Here is an 18,450-nt window from a genome sequence, read left to right as displayed (position 1 = left end):
AGGAGTATTCTCTCAAAAAAGCACTAAACGTAATTAGTAAACACTATTAATGCCATGCGCAGTATCCAATCACAGCAGCGGGCTTAATAGCTGCAGAGTATTTTCCAGAAGTTTTCGTCGAAAGGGTCTGTTGGACCAGCGGTTGATATCCACCTCACCCGCCTGATTCATATACGACTGGAGCACATGAAATATCTGCTGACCAAAGCCATCATCATAGACAATCAACGTCACTTCATAATTCAGCCAGACACTGCGCATATCCAGGTTTACGGTACCAAACAGCGCTGTTTCACGGTCCACCAGAACACACTTGGTGTGCAGCAACCCCCCTCTGAACTGCTGAATAGTCACGCCAGCCTGCAGCAACTCCTGATAATAGGAGCGACTGGCATGATGAACCATTCTCGAGTCATTTTTCTCTGGCACCAGCAACTGGACATCAACACCACGCATTGCTGCTGACTTCAAGGCCGTCAGCAAAGACTCATCGGGCACAAAATACGGTGTACTGATCAGGAGTTCCTGACGACTTTCATAAATAGCCGTCAGCAGAACCTGCTGCAGCATTTCCCGGTCCACATCAGGTCCGGATGGCAGAACGTGTACAAATGCACCGTCCCGGCCACGATGCTCAGCCGAAGGGTATTCATACTGCCGGTTGAACGAGGGGTGCCCCTGCCCGGTTTCCAGTGCCTTATCCCACTGCACGATGGCTCCGAGCACATGGGCAGCAACACCATCAATCCTGACCATGGCATCCACCCACTGTCCGACCTGAGCATCCTGCTTAAACAGGGATGGATCTACCAGGTTAAAACTGCCGGTCCAGGCCACCTGATCATCAACCACCAGAATCTTCCGATGGTTACGAATATCCATACGCTCCACCAGCATGCGCAGAGGGCCGGCTGACATGGATGCGGTAACACTGATCCCTTCAAGGCGAAAACGACGCGCCCATACTCCATTCAAAAAACCCCGACTGCCGACATTATCCAGCACAACCAGACAATCAACCCCTCGCCTGGAAGCGCGGATAACCGCTTCCGCCACCTCTTCAGCCCGACCGACCGGCTCCCATATATAGAACTCAATCAAGAGACTTTGCCGGGCATTTTCTATATCACGCAGCAGGTGTTCGATAATGTTTTCAAAATCTGAAAAGAGCTGCAGATGGTTACCCGGCAGCAAAGGAATACTCATGCTTCTTTCTGCCAATGAGAAAATGCCATGATGACTGGTCACCGGGCAGCGGGATGGCTCACCACCTGAGATAATCCGGGCCAGGTGCTGATACCACTGGGCATAATCCGGATACAGTGTGCGCATGCGCTTTAACCGGCCAATGCCCAGGCGGGGAGAACCCAATAACAGATACAGCACAAACCCTGCCACCGGCAACGCGAACAGCAACACCAGCCAGGCCAGAGAAACCCCCACAGGCCTTCGGGTCATAATCACTACAACCGCAAAAGCAATAATGGCACTTAAATAGGCAGCACCAAACAGCCAGCTATACCAGGTTGTTTCCATGTACTAAAGTTCCGAAATTAAACCAGCTGAATTACCCAACTGTCCGGCTGATCTGGCTAGGAGGCTGTTGAGGTGTTGCCATTGCTCCGGCTATAAACCAGCCGCCAAGACTATTGTCTTTCTAACCAGTCACCGGGAATAACGGGGTTTGCAAACTCAGCTGGCATTACCCACAAAGCTGCCCGGTAGCGAGCAGCCTTGACAGATAAAAAGGGACAATGGTTTCAAACAAGATGCCTTTCACTGGAGCAAATGTCCATAATTACCCCAAAGAAGTTTGGCCGTCATAGCCAGAGACACGCAGACAATCATGGGACGGATCAATGCCTCGCCGCGACTAAGTACCACATATGAGCCAAGTCTGGCACCAATAACCTGACCCACTATCATCACCAGACCAACTGCCCAGACCGCATGCCCACCAATAATGAAAAACAGCAAAGAGGCCAGATTACTGGTGCAATTCAAAACTTTGGTATGAGCGGTGGCACTGGTGATGGAATACCCCAGCAAGCCTGCAAACGCCATGGTAAAAAACGAACCGGTACCCGGACCAAAGAAGCCATCATAAAAACCGATCAGCAACGCCACGGTAAACGCAAACACCGGCAGAGAGATCAACTGCCGTGACTGGTCACAGCTCAGTCGTGGAGAAAACAGAAAGTAAAGGACAATACCGATCAGCAGGAAGGGAATGGCCTGTTCCAGCACCCCGGCATCAATCCTCTGTACCAGCAGCGTCCCCATCATGCTACCAATAAAGGTCATCACTATTGGCAGACGTATCTCCCGCAGGTTAACCGCACCTTTGGAAATAAAGTAAACACTGGCGGACAGCGTACCAGCGGCCCCCTGAAGCTTATTGGTTGCCAGCGCCTGAACCGGTGAAAGCCCGGCAGCCAGAAGCGCGGGCATTGATATCAGCCCCCCACCACCCGCAATGGAATCAACAAATCCAGCCACCGAGGCAACAGCAAAAAGGAAAAGCACAAGATCCAGAGTAATGGTTGCGTCCAAGGTCAATCCTTACAGATAAAGGTTGATAATTTATGGAAGCGTAATAATAGAACGTCCAGCAAAAAATATTCAGATAAAGTTCACCCCGCAGCAAACGGAATCTACTTATTAAAAAACAGAGACACAAAAAAACCTTCCTGATTTCTCAGGAAGGTTCTGTATGGCTGGGGTGGAGGGATTCGAACCCCCGCATGTCAGGATCAAAACCTGATGCCTTACCGCTTGGCGACACCCCAACAGATTATGCAGGATGCATATCCGAATTAGTGGTAGCTAGGGGCAGATTCGAACTGCCGACCCCAGCATTATGAATGCTGTGCTCTAACCAACTGAGCTACCTAGCCACTGAATCGGGTCGCTATTGTCGTGCTTCAGAATGATCATGTCAAGAAACATGCCAGTCTTTATCTCTACAACTGTTACAACAACTATTACAACAACAGGATAAATGGCTGGGGTGGAGGGATTCGAACCCCCGCATGTCAGGATCAAAACCTGATGCCTTACCGCTTGGCGACACCCCAGCAAATAAGCGAATTGTTATCTCTTCGCTCACAAAGGCCTTCCGATGCTACTATACGAAAACTCGTTTTAGCAACCACCATAAATCTTGCAGAAAAGATTAGATGGTAGCTAGGGGCAGATTCGAACTGCCGACCCCAGCATTATGAGTGCTGTGCTCTAACCAACTGAGCTACCTAGCCGCCGAAAGATGGTGCGCACTTTAGTGATTTCACCTGAGCCTGTCAAGCAAAAAGCCTATAAGCAACGCAGATTCATAACACGACGACAGGCAAATACTCGATGCACTGGCACAACGAAAAAAGGCACGCTTTCGCGTGCCTTCTTCCGTCGTTTTTTTTCAGACAGGCTCAAACGTTAAACAGGAAGTGCATAACATCACCATCCTGAACAATATACGCTTTGCCTTCTACACGCAGACGGCCAGCTTCTTTGGCACCCTGCTCACCATTATATTTAATGAAATCATCATAGCCGGTGACTTCCGCACGAATAAAACCACGCTCAAAATCAGTATGAATAACACCGGCAGCCTGCGGCGCAGTGGCACCCACCTTCACCGTCCAGGCCCTGACCTCTTTCACCCCTGCGGTAAAGTAGGTTTGCAGACCAAGCAGTTCATAACCTGCGCGGATAACACGATCCAAGCCAGGCTCTTCCATGCCAAGATCCGCAAGAAACTCTGCTCGCTCGTCATCATCCAGTTCGGCAATTTCCGATTCCAGCTTGTTGCAGATTGGCACCACCACGGCCCCTTCCTGAGCAGCGATTTCCCGAACGGTGTCCAGGTATTCGTTATCCTCAAAACCATCCTCATCCACATTGGCAATATACATGGTGGGCTTGATGGTCAGCAGGTGAAATAAACGAACAAGCTTACGCTCATCATCACTCATATCCAGAGAGCGAACCGGATTACCAGCTTCCAGATGCGGAATGATTTTTTCCAGCAGCCCCTTCTGGACTACGGAATCCTTATCACCACCTTTGGCAGAACGGGCAACACGCTGCAGCTGTTTTTCGCAGCTTTCCAGATCCGCCAGCACCAGTTCCATATTGATGATTTCAATATCCGCACGGGGATCAATCTTGTTGGCCACATGAATAACATTGTCATTGGCAAAGCAACGAACCACATGGGCAATTGCATCCGTCTCACGGATATTCGCCAGAAACTTGTTACCCAGTCCTTCCCCTTTGGAAGCGCCTTCAACAAGACCCGCGATGTCCACAAACTCCATGGTGGTCGGCAACACTCGCTGAGGTTTAACGATTGCCGCCAGCTTATCCAGACGGGGGTCTGGCATGGCAACAACACCGGCATTGGGCTCAATGGTGCAGAACGGAAAGTTCTCTGCATCAATACCCGCCTTGGTTAAGGCATTAAATAGCGTTGATTTACCAACGTTTGGCAATCCAACGATGCCACATTTGAAACCCATAGCGCTTCTGCTCGCTCCTGAAGATAGTTAATGGGGGCGAATTATAAAGACTGGGGGAAAAAATTTCAGAAATTTTATATCGGCCGATAAAAAAACGCCCGGAGAGATACTCTCCGGGCGTTCAATCCAATCACATCAAACAGGCATCAGCCAAACTTCGGCAGAGCCCCCATCAAATCAAGCCCCGCCAGCACTATAGCCACAATGCCAAAGAGGAAGATCAGCGCCATTCTCACGGTCCCGCCCGGCACCTGATAGCCACCCTCACCCCGCTGACGGCCAACCCAGGCCATCACTACCGGAGAGAGAATACAGAAAACAACCAGCACCAGCCCGGCGAAGCCAATGGCAGTAATAAAACCATTAGGCAGGAATACACCCAATAGGGTTGGCGGAATAAACGTAATGGCGGCTGTTTTTAACCGGCCCACAAAGCTGCTGTCGAAACCGAACAAGTCTGCAATGTAATCAAACAGACACAGGGCAACACCCAGGAATGAGCTGGCCACTGCCATATTGGCAAACCACTGCAACACATTGGATACATTTACATTCAGCCCAGACTCGGAAAGTGCGCCCAACATATCCCCAATATTGCCTCCGGCAGCAATAATGGCCGGAAACGCCTCACGGGGCAGATTGCCAAAGAAACTGAACTGCCACAGGGCATAAAACGCCAGGGCCAGCAGCGAGCCAGTCAAAAGGGCAAACCTTACCTGTTTGCCATCCTTATTGAGGTAGCGGGTGATACTGGGCACAGCGGTCTGCATACCGAAACTGACGGTCAGAAAGCCCAACGCTCCGAAAGAGAATGGAGACACCTCGGCAAACGACAGGCCCGGCATCAGATTGTCAGAGGACGCATTGCCCAGTAAGCCACTGATACTCCACAGAAAGGTAATCACCATTCCACCAATCAGCACCGTACTGACCCGGTCAACGGCACGGGTTCCGGTCATTACGATAGCGGCAAGCACCAGGGCAAAAACAAAGCTGGCCATCGGTGGAGAAAGAGAAACACCATCCACGGCTTCCAGGAAATAAGTAATAATGGAACTGCCGCCCGAGATGTAAGCGTAAGTCAGGATGTAACAGAGAAAGGCAACAGAAGCACCGTTAACAATACGACCAAAAGAACCAATGGTGCCCTCGGCAATAGAGTCAAAACTCGCCCCCAAAGGAAAGCGCAGATTGGCTTCCAACAGGTAGAGTGATGCGCTGTACATGCAATACCAGGTAAAGACCATCAGCAGCATTGAGTAACCAAACCAGAGACCGCTGGTGGCTACTGGCAGTGAAAACATTCCGGCACCAATCGCGGTTCCAGCAACGATCACCATTCCTCCAAGAACCGAACCCTGCTTCCCGGCAGAGCCCGCAGAACTTTCCGTTATAACTGCTTCAGACATTCTTATTCCTACTGCTGTGGGTCTATTTGCTTATCCAGCTCATGGCTGTTTTCGGCTCAAGGCTGTTTTCGGCTCAAGGCTGTTTTCTAATAAGACACTAACTATTTAAATCTGTTCAATCATGGCTATTTCAGTAGCAGACAGCGTTTTCAGATAATTTGAACCGCGGGTTACTTTGGCGATACTCACCCCGATCCGCGCAGCGATCTCCCGTTGAGACTCTTTTCCCGAAATCAGGGCCCGCATAATGGCCAGCCTTGAGCCAATCGCTTCCCGTTCTTCACGAGTCAGTAACACCGCCATAATTTCATGGAGCGCTTCCACATCCTGCTGGCTCTTCAGCAGTTTGATTACCTGAAACCAGGACTCAGTTTTCATGCCTTGTTCAATTTATCTCAGCCGCCTGTACTGATGTAACAGTACAAAAGTACACTCATTGCCGATATTGCGGAAACCACTAAAAATCACAATCAAAATAATCAGAAATTCAGGCCCCGGCCAAACAAATTTATGGTCGTTCGCAAAAAATAGAATTATTCGCACAAAAAAATGTCCAAGCGCTCAACATTAAAACGAATTACCCAAAAGCGCTTGTGACCACCCCATGGAGGCAAGCCGTTTCAACTGTAACAAGGTGTATTACCTGAATAACCAAGGCGACAATCCTGTGAAACAATTGCTCAAAACCGTTATGTTTAAACTGATACTTGCACTGACAGCTTTGCCACTCACAGCCATTGCAGCAGAAAGCACTCAACCAATGGCAACCGGTGAGCCTGCTGATTCATATCTCACTGCCACCGGCTACACCCTTGAAAAGCATTCCAACGCCGCACCAGTCATTACCGCTCACTTTGACCACTGCAAGGGCAACCCCCTTGCCAGGGAAAAAAGAATCGCAAAAGGTATTCTCATTGGCAACGATCGAGTGCTTGCCCCGGCGGATTACTTTATCGACCCATGCTCCCCGCCCATTGTTTTGCCTGACAGCTCTCATCAACTTTCAAATAACTATTATTGCCACGACCAGCGAATCAAAAAAATCTCCCACCTTTCTCTTATTACACCAAGCCACACAGAAACCGAAAACGAAACCGATGAAACCTGGCAACCGACCAGAGCAGCCACACCAAAAATCATCAGAGTGTTAAATGAATTACATTTTGACGGAACTTCAACCGTCGACGCCCTTCTATGCCACAGGGTCGAAAATGGCACTATCAACGTGGTACCAGCGGTGGCCGTTCTTTCTCTAAGCAAACGAGGCGTTGGTGCAATACCAACAGAAATAGCAACGGCTCAGCTATACGATAGAAGTGGCAACACCGGGAGCGAGCTTACTGCAACCTACAGTTCTTTACTCCTCAGAAACCATATGCACTTCCTGAATAGTGAAACAACTGCAAGGCCAGAATCGCAAGAGATCACTCAGCTTATAGCAGCCGCCAGGCAATTACAGTTTGCCGAAGAGAGCAAAGGCAACACCCGTTTTGATGCTCAACCAGCCGCACTGATAACTTCCACTGATGACAGGCATTATCTGACTGCACTGGTTAATGACTGGGAAATAATCGAGGAATTTCCCTCCCTATACGATCTCCCCGATTATGCCCAAAGGCACCCCTATATCAGCAAACTCTGGAAAGGCTCCAGTCCAATGACAGGCACTATTAGCCATACTTTAGGCATGCAAAGCATTCCCAGCCTGACGGGTGCCGCAGGAGGCATTCTGGCTACCGTAGAAATCGCAAGTACAGCCATGCTTTTTTATATTATTGCCAGCTACCTCTCATCATCCCCTCACATCTATACCGTTATGAAAGCCGGGCTGGGCATCATTCTGGCCTCTGGATTTTATCGCTGGGCAACCTCGGAATATTAATTAACAACATGCAGGACAACAAAAACAACTACATTTGATGAACTGTACCCTTAATCTTGTGGATCACTAGATGCCAGACAGAAGTATTACCGTGGGAATCATTTGTGGCGGTCCTTCCCCTGAAGCCAGTGTTTCAAGACTCTCTGCGGGTCGCATCAGCCCGCCTCTGGAGAAAAACTATCAAAAAGTAGTCACTCTTGAACTGGACAAGATGCTGCCTGCCAACCTGGCCCTCCACCAGGTCGATGTGGTTTTTCCCGTCGCCCACGGGCCCATGGGAGAGGATGGCTGCCTGCAGGGGCTTCTTGAGATTATGGGCATCCCTTACGTTGGCTCAACGGTCCTGGGTAGTGCCTGCGCCCTGGACAAAGTCGCTACCAAGCGTATTTTACAGGCTGCGAGCATCCCCATGGCAAAAGACTGTATCGTTTCTCGTGGAGACCCGTTAAACCGGTCCGTCAGCCAATGCATTGAAGCCCTCGGGGAGAAGGTGATTATCAAGCCCTTCGCCCAGGGGTCCGGTATCGGCATCCAGTTTGCCAAGGGCGAGAAAGAGCTGGAAGAACGGCTCAGAAGCGGCTTTGAGAAAGATGAGCAACTATTGGTGGAGACATTTATTCATGGCAGAGAAGTCACCGCCGGGGTACTTGAGCTGGATAGCCCACAGGTGCTGCCAACCACAGAAATCATCACGCCTGATAATGCCTGGTACGACTATACCCATCGCTACACACCGGGCCTGAGTGAACATATTATTCCCGCCCGTATTTCGGATTATCAGAAAAAAAGAGTTCAGGAGATCGCCCTGCAGGCACACCAACTGCTTCGCTGCCGGGATATCAGCCGCTCCGACTTTATGGTTCCCGAAAACGGAGAGCCGATCTTTGCTGAAATCAATAATCTTCCCGGAATGACGCCCACCAGCCTGTTTCCCGATGGAGCAAGGCATGCCGGAATAGAGTTTGAGGAACTGATCTGCCGATTGATCGACAACGCCATGCTGAGAAAGGAGGAACCGTTTAATGGCAATGATTACTGGCCAATTCCCGAATTGAATGTTTCAAGTCAGTAAACAGGTAATAGTGGAAATTCTCAGACAGAAAACGTATGCAACTCCTGCACCGCTTTGGATCGTTTGCCATTCAAGGCTTCAGGTGTGACCCGGATCGATTCAACAATAACCGCATCAATCTTTTGCCGCTCTGCAACCGATGGTTTGGTCAACACATAGTTCACCACATCTTTGCTGTTGCCGGGATGGCCGATGCCAAGACGAAGCCGTAAAAACTCACGACTGTTACCAAGGGAAGAGATAATATCTCTGAGACCGTTATGACCACCATGGCCACCACCCTGCTTCAAGCGGCCAACGCCAGCGGGCAGATCAAGCTCATCGTGAACCACAAGGATCGATTCAGGAGGGATTTTAAAGAAAGTCGCCATGGCACCAACAGCCTGACCACTTCGATTCATAAAGGTTCCAGGATTGAGCAGGCGAACTTCCTGTCCGCCTATCAGCACCCTGGCAGTCATGCCAAAAAACTTCTTTTCTGGCTGCAAGATAGCACCGTGGCTTCTTGCTAACTGCTCAACGTACCAGAAGCCGGCATTATGGCGGGTATCTTCGTACTGTGCTCCGGGATTTCCCAGACCCACAACCAGTCGAATCGACTCATTTGAGGGTAAAAGCTCCGAAGATTTTGCCATAACGCCTCCTTCTGCTTACTCTTCGCCAGCTGCTTCTTCAGCAGATGCTTCTTCGTCAGAACCACCACGAGTAGCCTGAACACTGGCAATATCCAGATCCTGACCGTGAGCGATAACTTCAACGCCCGCTGGAATGGTCAGATCGCTCAGGTGAACGTGGCCGCCCACTTCAACCTTGGCCATGTCAACTTCGATGAACTCTGGCAGGTCACCTGGCAGACACTTGATTTCCAGATCCACACGGTTGTGTACGATCGCACCACCCGCCTTCACACCGACACACTCTTCTTCATTGATGAAGTGCAGAGGAGCGTTGGTAGTGATCTCATGGTCCGCATCAACACGCAGGAAGTCCATGTGCATGGCGAACTCTTTAGCCGGATGACGCTGCAGGTCCTTCAGGATAGCCTGCTGCCTGGTGCCATCGACCGTCAGAGTCAGAACCTGAGAGTAGAAAGCTTCAACTTCCAGAACCTTACGGATGGCTTTACCTTCCAGAGTGATCTGTACCGGCTCAGCTTCACCACCGTAGATGATACCAGGCACCAGGTCAGCACGACGGAGGCGGCGGCTCGCACCTTTCCCGATATCCTTACGCGCTGTTGCGTTTAAAACGATTGCTTCAGACATGATAATCTCCAATAGACCTGCCGCCACCTTGCGACCAGGCAGCGTCAGGCTGTTCAAACAGAATCCCCCAAAGGGATTCAAAGGTGCGATATCATACCGGCATGGCGTAAAAAAGCAAAATATGTTTCCCGCACCAGACTGGGTATTTACTGAAACATCGCACTAATGGATTCGGCATTACTGATACGACGAACAGACTCAGCCAGCAGAGTTGACATATCCAGCTGACGGATCTTATCCAGCGCCTGGGCTGCCGGACTCAGAGGAATGGTGTTGGTCACCACCAGCTCATCCAGCTGGGAGTTGGCAACATTTTCCAGGGCACGGCCAGAGAGGATCGGGTGAGTACAGTAGGCATAAACGGCTTTTGCTCCCTTCTCTTTCAGGGCGGCAGCGGCCTGACACAGGGTACCGGCAGTATCCACCATATCGTCAACAAGAATACAGGTGCGCCCGGACACATCACCGATGATATTCATGACTTCACTCTTGTTGGCCTCTGGGCGGCGCTTATCGATAATAGCCAGGTCAGAGTTCAATCGCTTGGCCACGGCACGGGCACGAACGACACCCCCATGGTCTGGTGAAACCACCATCACATCACTGTAATTACGACGCTCAATATCGTCCAGAAGAATGGGTGAACCGTAGACGTTATCCACAGGGATATCGAAGAAGCCCTGAATCTGGTCCGCATGCAGGTCAACCGTTAACACACGATCCACACCCACACCGGCAATCATATCCGCCACCACTTTGGCACTGATCGGTACACGGCTGGAACGGGGGCGACGATCCTGGCGGGCATAACCAAAATAAGGCAGAACGGCCGTTACACGAACCGCCGAAGAGCGACGCATGGCATCCGCCATTACCAGCAGCTCCATCAGGTTATCATTGGTCGGCGCACAGGTTGACTGGATGATGAATACATCCCGGCCACGGACATTTTCCTGGATTTCTACGGCGCACTCGCCATCACTGAAACGGCCAACGTAAGCCTTGCCAAGTGGGATATGCAGGTGATTGACAACTTTGTGAACCAAATCCGGATTTGAGCTGCCGGCAAACACCATCATTTTCGACACGGGAAATTACCTTGCTTGGGTACTGGGCGTAGGTGGAAAAATCGAGTAACGAGAGAGGGTTCAGGCAGGGCACTGCCTGAAAAATCAGCATCAATAGATGACAGGAGACGACTTTCGGTGTGACGGAGAACACGGACAGAATACTGGCTGGGGTGGAGGGATTCGAACCCCCGCATGTCAGGATCAAAACCTGATGCCTTACCGCTTGGCGACACCCCAGTAAATCTCTTTATCAATCCGCGCACAATCCAGGCCGATTTATCGTAGTTAACACCAAAACAGTCTTGAGCGATAAACAAACAGATTACGCAGTAAGCGTAAAACCTGCCTGCTGCAAAGCCGTATGCAGGGGCGAACGATTAATGCCGCGCGCCACGAAGCTGTGTAGCTTTGATGTATCCTCTGCAATCTCAGGACGAGTGACGCTGTGAGTCAGTTCAGCCTGTGCCGTTAACGCCTGTTCACGACTGGCAAACCGGGCAAATACCGATGCCCCGGAACCACTCATCATGGCCCGCCCGATGCTTGAATCTGCGAGATTATCCAACAGAGAGAGCGTTTTATCAACCTCGGGATACAGTGAACGAACCAGAGGTTCGAAATCGTTTCGCCGCTGATGCCTGTGATGCTGCCCCTGGTAGTTACCCGGAGCCTGATCAAGGGCCGCACCCTCTCGTTCAAGGACGTCGCGCACTGTAATCGGCAATGAATCTCTTGTCAATTCACTGTGGCCATACATCGCAGCGGTATTCACCTGGGCATTGGGAACCAGAACCAGAAACCACGCTTCCTGAAGCTCGACTGGAGTGAGAATTTCACCCACCCCTTCGGCAAAAGCGCTGTGCCCGCGCACAAACACCGGAACATCGGCCCCCAGTTTTAAACCAAGTGCCGCCAGATGATCAATTGTAAGGCTCAGCCCCCACAAGGCATTAAGTCCTAACAGAGTGGTCGCAGCATTGGAACTACCACCACCAAGCCCTCCCCCCATGGGCAGCTGTTTATCAAGATGAATCTTTGCACCAAGACGACAACCGGTCTCCTGTTGCAGAAGACGGGCGGCCTTAACAATCAGATTATCCTCATGCTCCACTCCTTCAAGGTCAGTAACCAGCTCAATACCCGAATCACTGCTGGTGATAGTCAGCTGATCACCAAAATCCAGACATTGAAAAAGTGTTTGCAGATTATGATAGCCATCAGGTCTGCGGCCAGTGATATGCAGAAACAGGTTCAACTTGGCAGGGGCTGGCAACACTAATTCTGTCAGCATCCAGAATACTCCAAAAAAAACACCGTCATAATGGCTCAAAATGCCCAAGAAAGCATTAAGACAAAAGTACTCGAAGAAAAACATCCGACCTTGAACTTAACACCGGAAAACAAGGTCTTATTGACCACTTTTGACCCATCACTTAATTGCAAATCATTCACCCTGACTCAAACGAGGATGGTAATTATGGGCTATGACTTTCAGATGAAAGGGTATGGTGACGATACTTTCGTCAATTGTTCCTATAACGTAACACCAATGTTTTGTGCTGCAAAACCAGGTGCAGGAATACATGTTATCGAAGGCATGACAGGAAGCCGTGCGGTAAAGCCATTATTGGAAATTCGCAACTACATGGTCGAAAACAGGGCTGCAATGGAGGCCCTGAACCCACCAAATGGCTATGGAAGCTACCACGATACCGTTTATAGAGTGTTAGACAGATTAATAACCATTTCTCAATACAACCCGGAAGGCATCTGGGAAATACTCTGACCCGGGAGTGACCTCCCCACTTGCCACCATTAACATAGGCAAAAACTGACTGGCAGTATTAAAGCTGCCAGCTACTCACTATCAGACTCAATCGAACATCACCACGGCTTACAACCAGGCGGACAGGTAATCGCTGACTGCCACTCAATCCGTATTGCTGGTAAGCAACCACCCAGCCCTGCTGTTCAATTTTGTCCGGATAGCCAAGGTTATTCAGCCGGATTCTGGCATCATTGCCAGGAGCTGGCAGCCCTCTGACCCAATACCTTAAATTACTGACTGGAAACTGCCACCCGGTCAGCGAATACAGCAGCATCTCCGGTGACGGACCATAACGGGTTTCATCCGAGGCAGTGACCGACACACCCTGACGCCCCCCTGAGATACGGGCAATGGATGCACCCAGGGGGCCATCCAGAGCCAACCTGTATTGATCACCTTGTTGTTGCCAGTCAAGCGACATCGTACCTGATTGCCCTGGAACCTTCATGTTAAGACGCCCGGTCATATCCCAGGCCTGAATCAACCCCAAACGTTCCTGGTGCCTCTGCCAGCGCTGCTCTCTCTCTTCGCCACTGACCTGCCTGCCCGAATCAACCGTTCGGGAAGCACAGCCGACAAGGATAAAAACACACAGAACCAGTAAAATTCTCAAACCAGAAAAGTACTTATCAACACTCATTCCCATATACACCAAGCTACTTTATGCGCACACACCGCAAAATCTTCTTCAGACCACTGAAGGCGTGGCATTTACTGTTAAAAAAATCACTGCGCAGTACTGACTGTTTCTGCCTGGCTCTTGGGATCACCCCCTGTGAGCCGCCCCATCGTATCCTTTAAAATCTGACTATCAGGGCTTTTCCGCAGCGCTTCTGCCCATAGAGACCGGGCAGCATCCTGCTCACCTTTCACCCAGAGCACCTCACCCAGGTGAGCAGCGATCTCCGCATCAGGAAACTGGCTGTATGCCATTCTCAAATACTTCTCTGCCTGATCCAGATTCCCGAGGCGAAACTGCACCCACCCCATGCTGTCCAGGATAGCCGGATCCTCGCTGTTCAAATCATAAGCCTGTAAAATCAGCGCTTCAGCTTCTTTAACCCGGTCGGTTCGATCAGCCAGGGTATAGCCCAGGGCATTCAATGCCGCAGCATTGTCAGGATCAAACGCCAGAATAGAACGCAAATCCTTCTCTAACCCCTCCAGATCATCCAGCTTTTCATAAACCATCGCTCTTGAATAGAGAAGATTGACCGATTCAGGGTTTGTTTTAAGCGCCCGTTCAAACAATATCAGCGCCTTGCCCAGCTGACGATCATTAACCAGAAGCTCTCCCTCCAACAGGAAAAGCGACTCCATCCGGGCAGGATGACGGCTTCTTGCTTCCCCCACATGGGTCAGCGCCTCCTCCAGTTTGTTCTGCCCAACCAACATCTGAGTCAGTGCCACCTGAGCCGCCATAAACTCCTTTCCGGGACCGACAGAAAGATAATGTTCTTTGGCAGCAGAATACTTTTGCTGCTTCTCACTCAAACGTCCAAGATAGTAATGGGCTGTATTGTTCCGCTCACCAAGGGCCAACAACTGTTCAAAGTACTGCACAGCTTCCTGCTCCAGACCATTTTCTGAGGTGATAAGTGCCAGAGACAAGACAATATCACTCTCTCCGGGAGCCCTCTCAAGCAGAATTTCAAACTGTTTCCTTGCCAGGTCGAGCTTACCGGCATGAACAAGAACTCTGCCATATAACAATCGCAGCCGGTTTTTATCCGGGTGACGCCGAATCGCGTCAGCAAGCATAATTTCGGCTTCAGCATCCCGCTTCAATTTGTGTAAGGCCCGCCCTTTCACCATCATGGCAGGGACAAACCCGCGATCCTGCCGCAGAAGCTCATTAGCCAGAGTCAGTGCTGATTCAAACGCACCGGTCTGCTGACGCAAAATGGCCCTACCCAACTTCAACACAGGATAATCCGGGTAAGCCTGAGACAATTGGTCAAACTGTTGGATAAGTTCAAGCTGGCTATCTTTAGCCTGCCGCCCCTGATCGTTGCCAGCGGCACTGGCAAGCACATCAAAGGCCGGGCTGCCCCCTAAAGAAAGTTGTTGACTCATCCGGGCAAAGGCCCGGTCATACTGACCGGCATACACTAGCTCAAGAGAAGACCCATGCAGTGCATCCGGGTTTTCCGGTTCCAGTTCAACCCAGAGTAATGAAGCATCCAGCGCGGCCTGTCTTGCCCCTACATAAACGGCAACCTGGTAGGCTCTCCTGGCTACGCCAATATCTCTGGTTTTGTGTGCCTGTTTCAAATAATTGCCCAGTGCCAGATCATAACGCTGACGCTGGCCACCAATCTCTGCCACCAGCAAATCATAAAGCGTCTCCGCGGCAAAAGGGGTAACAGGCTCATCAACCCCGACCTGTGATTGACCGTTCGTTGCAGTTACAGCGCTATGATCCACTTGCTGAACATTCTTACTGGCACAACCCGCCAGGAAAACAGCAAAAACAAGCATCAACTTTTTACAGTATTTTCTGAAAACCTCAGCCCCGTTGATGAATAATTCAGCCCCGGCAATCGTTCTAATCATGGATGGTATGCCCTTTCCCCTGATTTCCATTAAAAAACGTGAAGAGAGTTTGCAGTTACACGCTTTCCATTGCAGAATTGATCGGCCGAAACACCCATCAATCCAGCAGCCCCGCTCCTGAGTGTGAACCTGATAACTGCGATTGAAGTATCGGACAAGGTCATAAGCCAGAAAAAACATAAGCAGGATTTGCACAACACTCCAGCAATCAAGAGCTTTCCTGAAAGAAAGCCTTAAGCAGAAAATGTCAGGCCTTGCCCACTTCAACAGGGAATGCGCCTCTGAAAGCATTTTCAAATGAACAATTGAGCGACATAACTCCCTGCCCAGATGGCAATGAACGCCTCATAATCCGGGTACGGATATGTCAGCCAATCTATAGTAGCAGTGAACCTGGACAGCAACAGAGGTCTGATGGGGTATATTACCGCCGGTATCAATCACAGGACAGCACCAATCACATTGAGGGAACAGGTCGCCTTTTCTGCTGAGCAGCTGTCCGATGCGCTGCAAAGCGCCAGAATCCAAACTGGTATCGAAGAAATTGCCATCCTGTCTACCTGCAATCGTACCGAAATCTACTGTGCTATTCACAGCTCCGGAGCCGAAACAGTCAGACAGTGCTACGACAAACTGATTGACTGGCTGAGTGGTTACCATCAGACCAACGGCAAATTACTATCAGAACACAGCTACCTCTTTCATGATGAACAGGCGGTCCGCCACCTGATGCGGGTTGCCTGTGGGCTTGACTCCATGGTGCTTGGCGAACCCCAGATTCTGGGGCAACTAAAATCCGCATACGCCAGCGCACAGGAAGCCGAAACCACCGGCCCTGGCCTGAATCGATTATTTCAGCACAGCTTCACCACGGCCAAACAGATTCGTACAGAAACCGCTATCAACGCGCAGCCGGTATCCGTTGCCTATGCCGCTACCGGACTGGCCAAGCAGATTTTTTCTGACCTCAGCGAAAATACGGCATTACTGATCGGAGCCGGCGAGACCATTGAACTGACCGCACGACACCTGTGCCAGCAGGGCGTTGCCAATATCATCGTGGCCAACCGTACTTTGGAGCGAGCCCGGCGCTTGACCGACATGTTTGGCGGAAAAGCCGTCCTGCTGTCGGACCTGCCGCACATACTCCATGAAAGCGATATTGTTATCAGCTCCACCGCCAGCCCGGTACCGGTGCTCGGCAAAGGAACGGTTGAAAAGGCGCTGAAGCAGAGAAAACACAACCCCATGTTTATGGTGGATATTGCGGTTCCCCGGGACATTGAACCCGAGGTAAGTGATCTGGCTGATGTTTTTCTCTACACAGTAGATGACTTGCAGGATGCAATTGAAGACAATCTGCAACAGCGCAAAAATGCGGCCCAACAGGCTGAACGCATTATTGAGGCCGATACCTTTGAATTCATGACCCGCCTGCGTGCGCTGGATGCCGTCAGCCTGTTACGCAACTATCGCCAGAGCACCGAAGCGATCAGAGACCTGGAGCTTGAGAAAGCACTGCAATGGCTGGCCAGGGGCGTCAGTCCGGAAGAAGTACTGCAGCAATTTGCCCGCTCGCTGACCAACAAACTGATGCACCACCCCAGCGTACAGCTGAAAAATGCTGCCGCAAAAGGGCAGCATGAAAAGCTGGAGTGGGCCGAAAAACTTCTGGGCCTGAGCCCCAGTCGTCAATCCGATTCAACTCAGGATGCCTGATGGCATTCTGAATCTACCCTTATATAGACACCTTTTACAGACATCATGAAAGAGTCCATTCTCATCAAACTGGAAAACCTCGGTGAGCGCTTCGAAGAGCTTTCCGCACTGCTGAGTGACCCCGGGGTTATTGGTAACCAGGATCAGTTCCGCAAGCTCTCTCAGGAATACGCTGAGCTGGAACCGGTGGTTAAAGCCTACAAAGAGTATGACCAGTTACTCAGCGACAAAGCCGAAGCCGAAGCCATGATGGCAGAAGGCGACCCGGACATGACGGAACTGGCCCGCGAGGAACTGGCCAGTTGCGAACAACAGCTGCCAGCAATGGAACAGAATCTTGAAGTGCTACTGTTACCCAAAGACCCAAGGGACGGCCTGAACACCTTTCTGGAAATCCGTGCCGGAACAGGCGGTGATGAAGCGGCCATTTTCGCCGGCGACCTGTTCAGAATGTACTCAAGGTACGCGGAAAAACGCGGCTGGCGAATTGAGGTGATCAGTGCCAGCGACGGCGAACACGGCGGCTATAAAGAGATTATCACCCGCGTTATTGGCAGCGACGTCTACGGTCGAATGAAGTTTGAGTCGGGAGCCCATCGCGTACAGCGGGTTCCTGAGACTGAATCCCAGGGCAGAATCCATACCTCTGCCTGCACCGTTGCCGTGATGCCGGAGCCCGATGAACAACAGGCGATTGAGATCCGCAAGGAAGACCTGCGCATCGATACCTACCGTTCATCGGGTGCCGGTGGTCAGCACGTCAACACTACTGACTCAGCCATTCGTATCACCCACCTGCCAAGCGGCATTGTGGTTGAATGCCAAGATGAGCGCTCACAGCACAAAAACAAGGCCAAAGCCATGACCTGGCTGGCGGCCAAACTCCAAGATGCCCAGGATGCCGCTGCCGCGAAAGAGATCAGTGATACCCGGAAAAGCCTGGTGGGCAGCGGTGACCGCTCTGAGCGTATTCGTACCTATAACTATCCCCAGGGGCGGGTTACTGACCATCGCATCAACCTTACTCTCTATAAATTGCCGGAAATTGTGGAAGGTGAACTGGACCCGGTTATTGACCCCCTGCTGCAGGAGCATCAGGCGGAGCTATTGGCCAGTCTGGCTGGCGAATAAG

General features: G+C 50.9%; 16 protein-coding genes and 5 tRNA genes. 5 read left to right on the top strand and 16 right to left on the bottom strand.

The features are described from left to right. Positions 1-69: 69 nt before the first annotated feature. The 9 genes from cls to trpR form a co-directional block, all read right to left on the bottom strand. A complete protein-coding gene (gene cls, locus CX664_RS00470) occupies positions 70-1,536 on the bottom strand; it encodes a cardiolipin synthase (protein WP_101744816.1) in 1,467 nt (488 codons plus the stop codon). A 240-nt stretch (positions 1,537-1,776) separates the two neighbouring features. Continuing rightward, the gene (locus CX664_RS00465) at positions 1,777-2,553 is read right to left on the bottom strand and encodes a TSUP family transporter (RefSeq protein ID WP_101744815.1); all 777 of its coding nucleotides are present in this window, start codon (positions 2,551-2,553) and stop codon (positions 1,777-1,779) included. 161 nt (positions 2,554-2,714) lie between these two features. Then, positions 2,715-2,789: transfer RNA gene (locus CX664_RS00460), tRNA-Gln, on the bottom strand. 31 nt (positions 2,790-2,820) lie between these two features. Beyond that, a tRNA-Met gene (locus CX664_RS00455) sits at positions 2,821-2,897 on the bottom strand. 105 nt (positions 2,898-3,002) lie between these two features. Beyond that, positions 3,003-3,077: transfer RNA gene (locus CX664_RS00450), tRNA-Gln, on the bottom strand. A 103-nt stretch (positions 3,078-3,180) separates the two neighbouring features. Further along, positions 3,181-3,257: transfer RNA gene (locus CX664_RS00445), tRNA-Met, on the bottom strand. A 168-nt stretch (positions 3,258-3,425) separates the two neighbouring features. Continuing rightward, the gene (gene ychF / locus CX664_RS00440) at positions 3,426-4,517 is read right to left on the bottom strand and encodes a redox-regulated ATPase YchF (protein ID WP_101744814.1); all 1,092 of its coding nucleotides are present in this window, start codon (positions 4,515-4,517) and stop codon (positions 3,426-3,428) included. Positions 4,518-4,663: 146 nt separating this feature from the next. Beyond that, on the bottom strand, positions 4,664-5,926 hold the full coding sequence (locus CX664_RS00435; RefSeq protein WP_101744813.1) for an amino acid permease: 1,263 nt from the start codon (positions 5,924-5,926) through the stop codon (positions 4,664-4,666). 105 nt (positions 5,927-6,031) lie between these two features. Further along, entirely contained in the window at positions 6,032-6,304 is a 273-nt protein-coding gene (gene trpR / locus CX664_RS00430) for a trp operon repressor (RefSeq protein ID WP_101744812.1), read from the bottom strand. Between the two features lie 226 nt (positions 6,305-6,530). On the opposite strand from trpR, the gene CX664_RS00425 reads away from it, so the two are divergent. Both CX664_RS00425 and CX664_RS00420 read left to right on the top strand, forming a co-directional pair. Then, complete coding sequence (locus CX664_RS00425; RefSeq protein WP_101744811.1) at positions 6,531-7,808, top strand: hypothetical protein; 1,278 nt, start codon at positions 6,531-6,533, stop codon at positions 7,806-7,808. Positions 7,809-7,878: 70 nt separating this feature from the next. Beyond that, complete coding sequence (locus CX664_RS00420) at positions 7,879-8,880, top strand: D-alanine--D-alanine ligase family protein (RefSeq protein ID WP_101744810.1); 1,002 nt, start codon at positions 7,879-7,881, stop codon at positions 8,878-8,880. 20 nt (positions 8,881-8,900) lie between these two features. Here the strand turns inward: CX664_RS00420 and pth are convergent, their stop codons facing one another. The 5 genes from pth to ispE all read right to left on the bottom strand — a co-directional run bounded on the left by pth (position 8,901) and on the right by ispE (position 12,506). Further along, complete coding sequence (gene pth, locus CX664_RS00415; protein WP_101744809.1) at positions 8,901-9,515, bottom strand: aminoacyl-tRNA hydrolase; 615 nt, start codon at positions 9,513-9,515, stop codon at positions 8,901-8,903. Positions 9,516-9,530: 15 nt separating this feature from the next. Beyond that, entirely contained in the window at positions 9,531-10,145 is a 615-nt protein-coding gene (locus CX664_RS00410; RefSeq protein WP_101744875.1) for a 50S ribosomal protein L25/general stress protein Ctc, read from the bottom strand. A 146-nt stretch (positions 10,146-10,291) separates the two neighbouring features. After that, the gene (locus CX664_RS00405; protein ID WP_101744808.1) at positions 10,292-11,233 is read right to left on the bottom strand and encodes a ribose-phosphate pyrophosphokinase; all 942 of its coding nucleotides are present in this window, start codon (positions 11,231-11,233) and stop codon (positions 10,292-10,294) included. 144 nt (positions 11,234-11,377) lie between these two features. Beyond that, positions 11,378-11,452 (bottom strand) — tRNA-Gln (locus CX664_RS00400). 85 nt (positions 11,453-11,537) lie between these two features. Then, positions 11,538-12,506 carry a 4-(cytidine 5'-diphospho)-2-C-methyl-D-erythritol kinase gene (ispE, locus tag CX664_RS00395; protein ID WP_101744807.1) on the bottom strand — a complete coding sequence of 323 codons (969 nt, stop codon included), beginning with the start codon at positions 12,504-12,506 and terminating at the stop codon, positions 11,538-11,540. A 30-nt stretch (positions 12,507-12,536) separates the two neighbouring features. On the opposite strand from ispE, the gene CX664_RS00390 reads away from it, so the two are divergent. Next, a complete protein-coding gene (locus CX664_RS00390) occupies positions 12,537-13,001 on the top strand; it encodes a hypothetical protein (protein ID WP_101744806.1) in 465 nt (154 codons plus the stop codon). A 58-nt stretch (positions 13,002-13,059) separates the two neighbouring features. Here the strand turns inward: CX664_RS00390 and lolB are convergent, their stop codons facing one another. Together lolB and CX664_RS00380 are read right to left on the bottom strand one after the other, a co-directional pair. Further along, a complete protein-coding gene (gene lolB, locus CX664_RS00385) occupies positions 13,060-13,683 on the bottom strand; it encodes a lipoprotein insertase outer membrane protein LolB (RefSeq protein WP_180966332.1) in 624 nt (207 codons plus the stop codon). An 86-nt stretch (positions 13,684-13,769) separates the two neighbouring features. Next, positions 13,770-15,599, bottom strand: a complete 1,830-nt coding sequence (locus tag CX664_RS00380; RefSeq protein ID WP_163369438.1) for a tetratricopeptide repeat protein — start codon at positions 15,597-15,599, stop codon at positions 13,770-13,772. A gap of 414 nt (positions 15,600-16,013) precedes the next feature. Here CX664_RS00380 and hemA point away from each other — a divergent pair, with 414 nt between their 5' ends. Both hemA and prfA read left to right on the top strand, forming a co-directional pair. Next, positions 16,014-17,318: a glutamyl-tRNA reductase gene (gene hemA, locus CX664_RS00375; protein WP_101744874.1), complete on the top strand. Its 1,305-nt coding sequence runs from the start codon at positions 16,014-16,016 to the stop codon at positions 17,316-17,318. A 45-nt stretch (positions 17,319-17,363) separates the two neighbouring features. Continuing rightward, positions 17,364-18,449: a peptide chain release factor 1 gene (gene prfA / locus CX664_RS00370; protein ID WP_101744803.1), complete on the top strand. Its 1,086-nt coding sequence runs from the start codon at positions 17,364-17,366 to the stop codon at positions 18,447-18,449. Position 18,450: the final 1 nt, after the last annotated feature.

The organism is Endozoicomonas acroporae, from assembly GCF_002864045.1.
In the GTDB taxonomy this organism is placed as follows: domain Bacteria; phylum Pseudomonadota; class Gammaproteobacteria; order Pseudomonadales; family Endozoicomonadaceae; genus Endozoicomonas; species Endozoicomonas acroporae.
Note: the sequence above shows the minus strand (reverse complement) of the source record. Positions and strands in the feature narration are given on the sequence as shown.

Coding starts and splice junctions, on each gene's coding strand:
- trpR (WP_101744812.1), bottom strand. CDS start 6,304: ATGAAAACTGAGTCCTGGTTTCAGGTAATCAAACTGCTGAAGAGCCAG.
- hemA (WP_101744874.1), top strand. CDS start 16,014: ATGGGGTATATTACCGCCGGTATCAATCACAGGACAGCACCAATCACA.
- CX664_RS00435 (WP_101744813.1), bottom strand. CDS start 5,926: ATGTCTGAAGCAGTTATAACGGAAAGTTCTGCGGGCTCTGCCGGGAAG.
- lolB (WP_180966332.1), bottom strand. CDS start 13,683: ATGAGTGTTGATAAGTACTTTTCTGGTTTGAGAATTTTACTGGTTCTG.
- prfA (WP_101744803.1), top strand. CDS start 17,364: ATGAAAGAGTCCATTCTCATCAAACTGGAAAACCTCGGTGAGCGCTTC.
- CX664_RS00425 (WP_101744811.1), top strand. CDS start 6,531: ATGGAGGCAAGCCGTTTCAACTGTAACAAGGTGTATTACCTGAATAAC.
- CX664_RS00390 (WP_101744806.1), top strand. CDS start 12,537: ATGGCTCAAAATGCCCAAGAAAGCATTAAGACAAAAGTACTCGAAGAA.
- CX664_RS00380 (WP_163369438.1), bottom strand. CDS start 15,599: ATGATTAGAACGATTGCCGGGGCTGAATTATTCATCAACGGGGCTGAG.
- pth (WP_101744809.1), bottom strand. CDS start 9,515: ATGGCAAAATCTTCGGAGCTTTTACCCTCAAATGAGTCGATTCGACTG.
- CX664_RS00410 (WP_101744875.1), bottom strand. CDS start 10,145: ATGTCTGAAGCAATCGTTTTAAACGCAACAGCGCGTAAGGATATCGGG.
- CX664_RS00420 (WP_101744810.1), top strand. CDS start 7,879: ATGCCAGACAGAAGTATTACCGTGGGAATCATTTGTGGCGGTCCTTCC.
- ispE (WP_101744807.1), bottom strand. CDS start 12,506: ATGCTGACAGAATTAGTGTTGCCAGCCCCTGCCAAGTTGAACCTGTTT.
- cls (WP_101744816.1), bottom strand. CDS start 1,536: ATGGAAACAACCTGGTATAGCTGGCTGTTTGGTGCTGCCTATTTAAGT.
- ychF (WP_101744814.1), bottom strand. CDS start 4,517: ATGGGTTTCAAATGTGGCATCGTTGGATTGCCAAACGTTGGTAAATCA.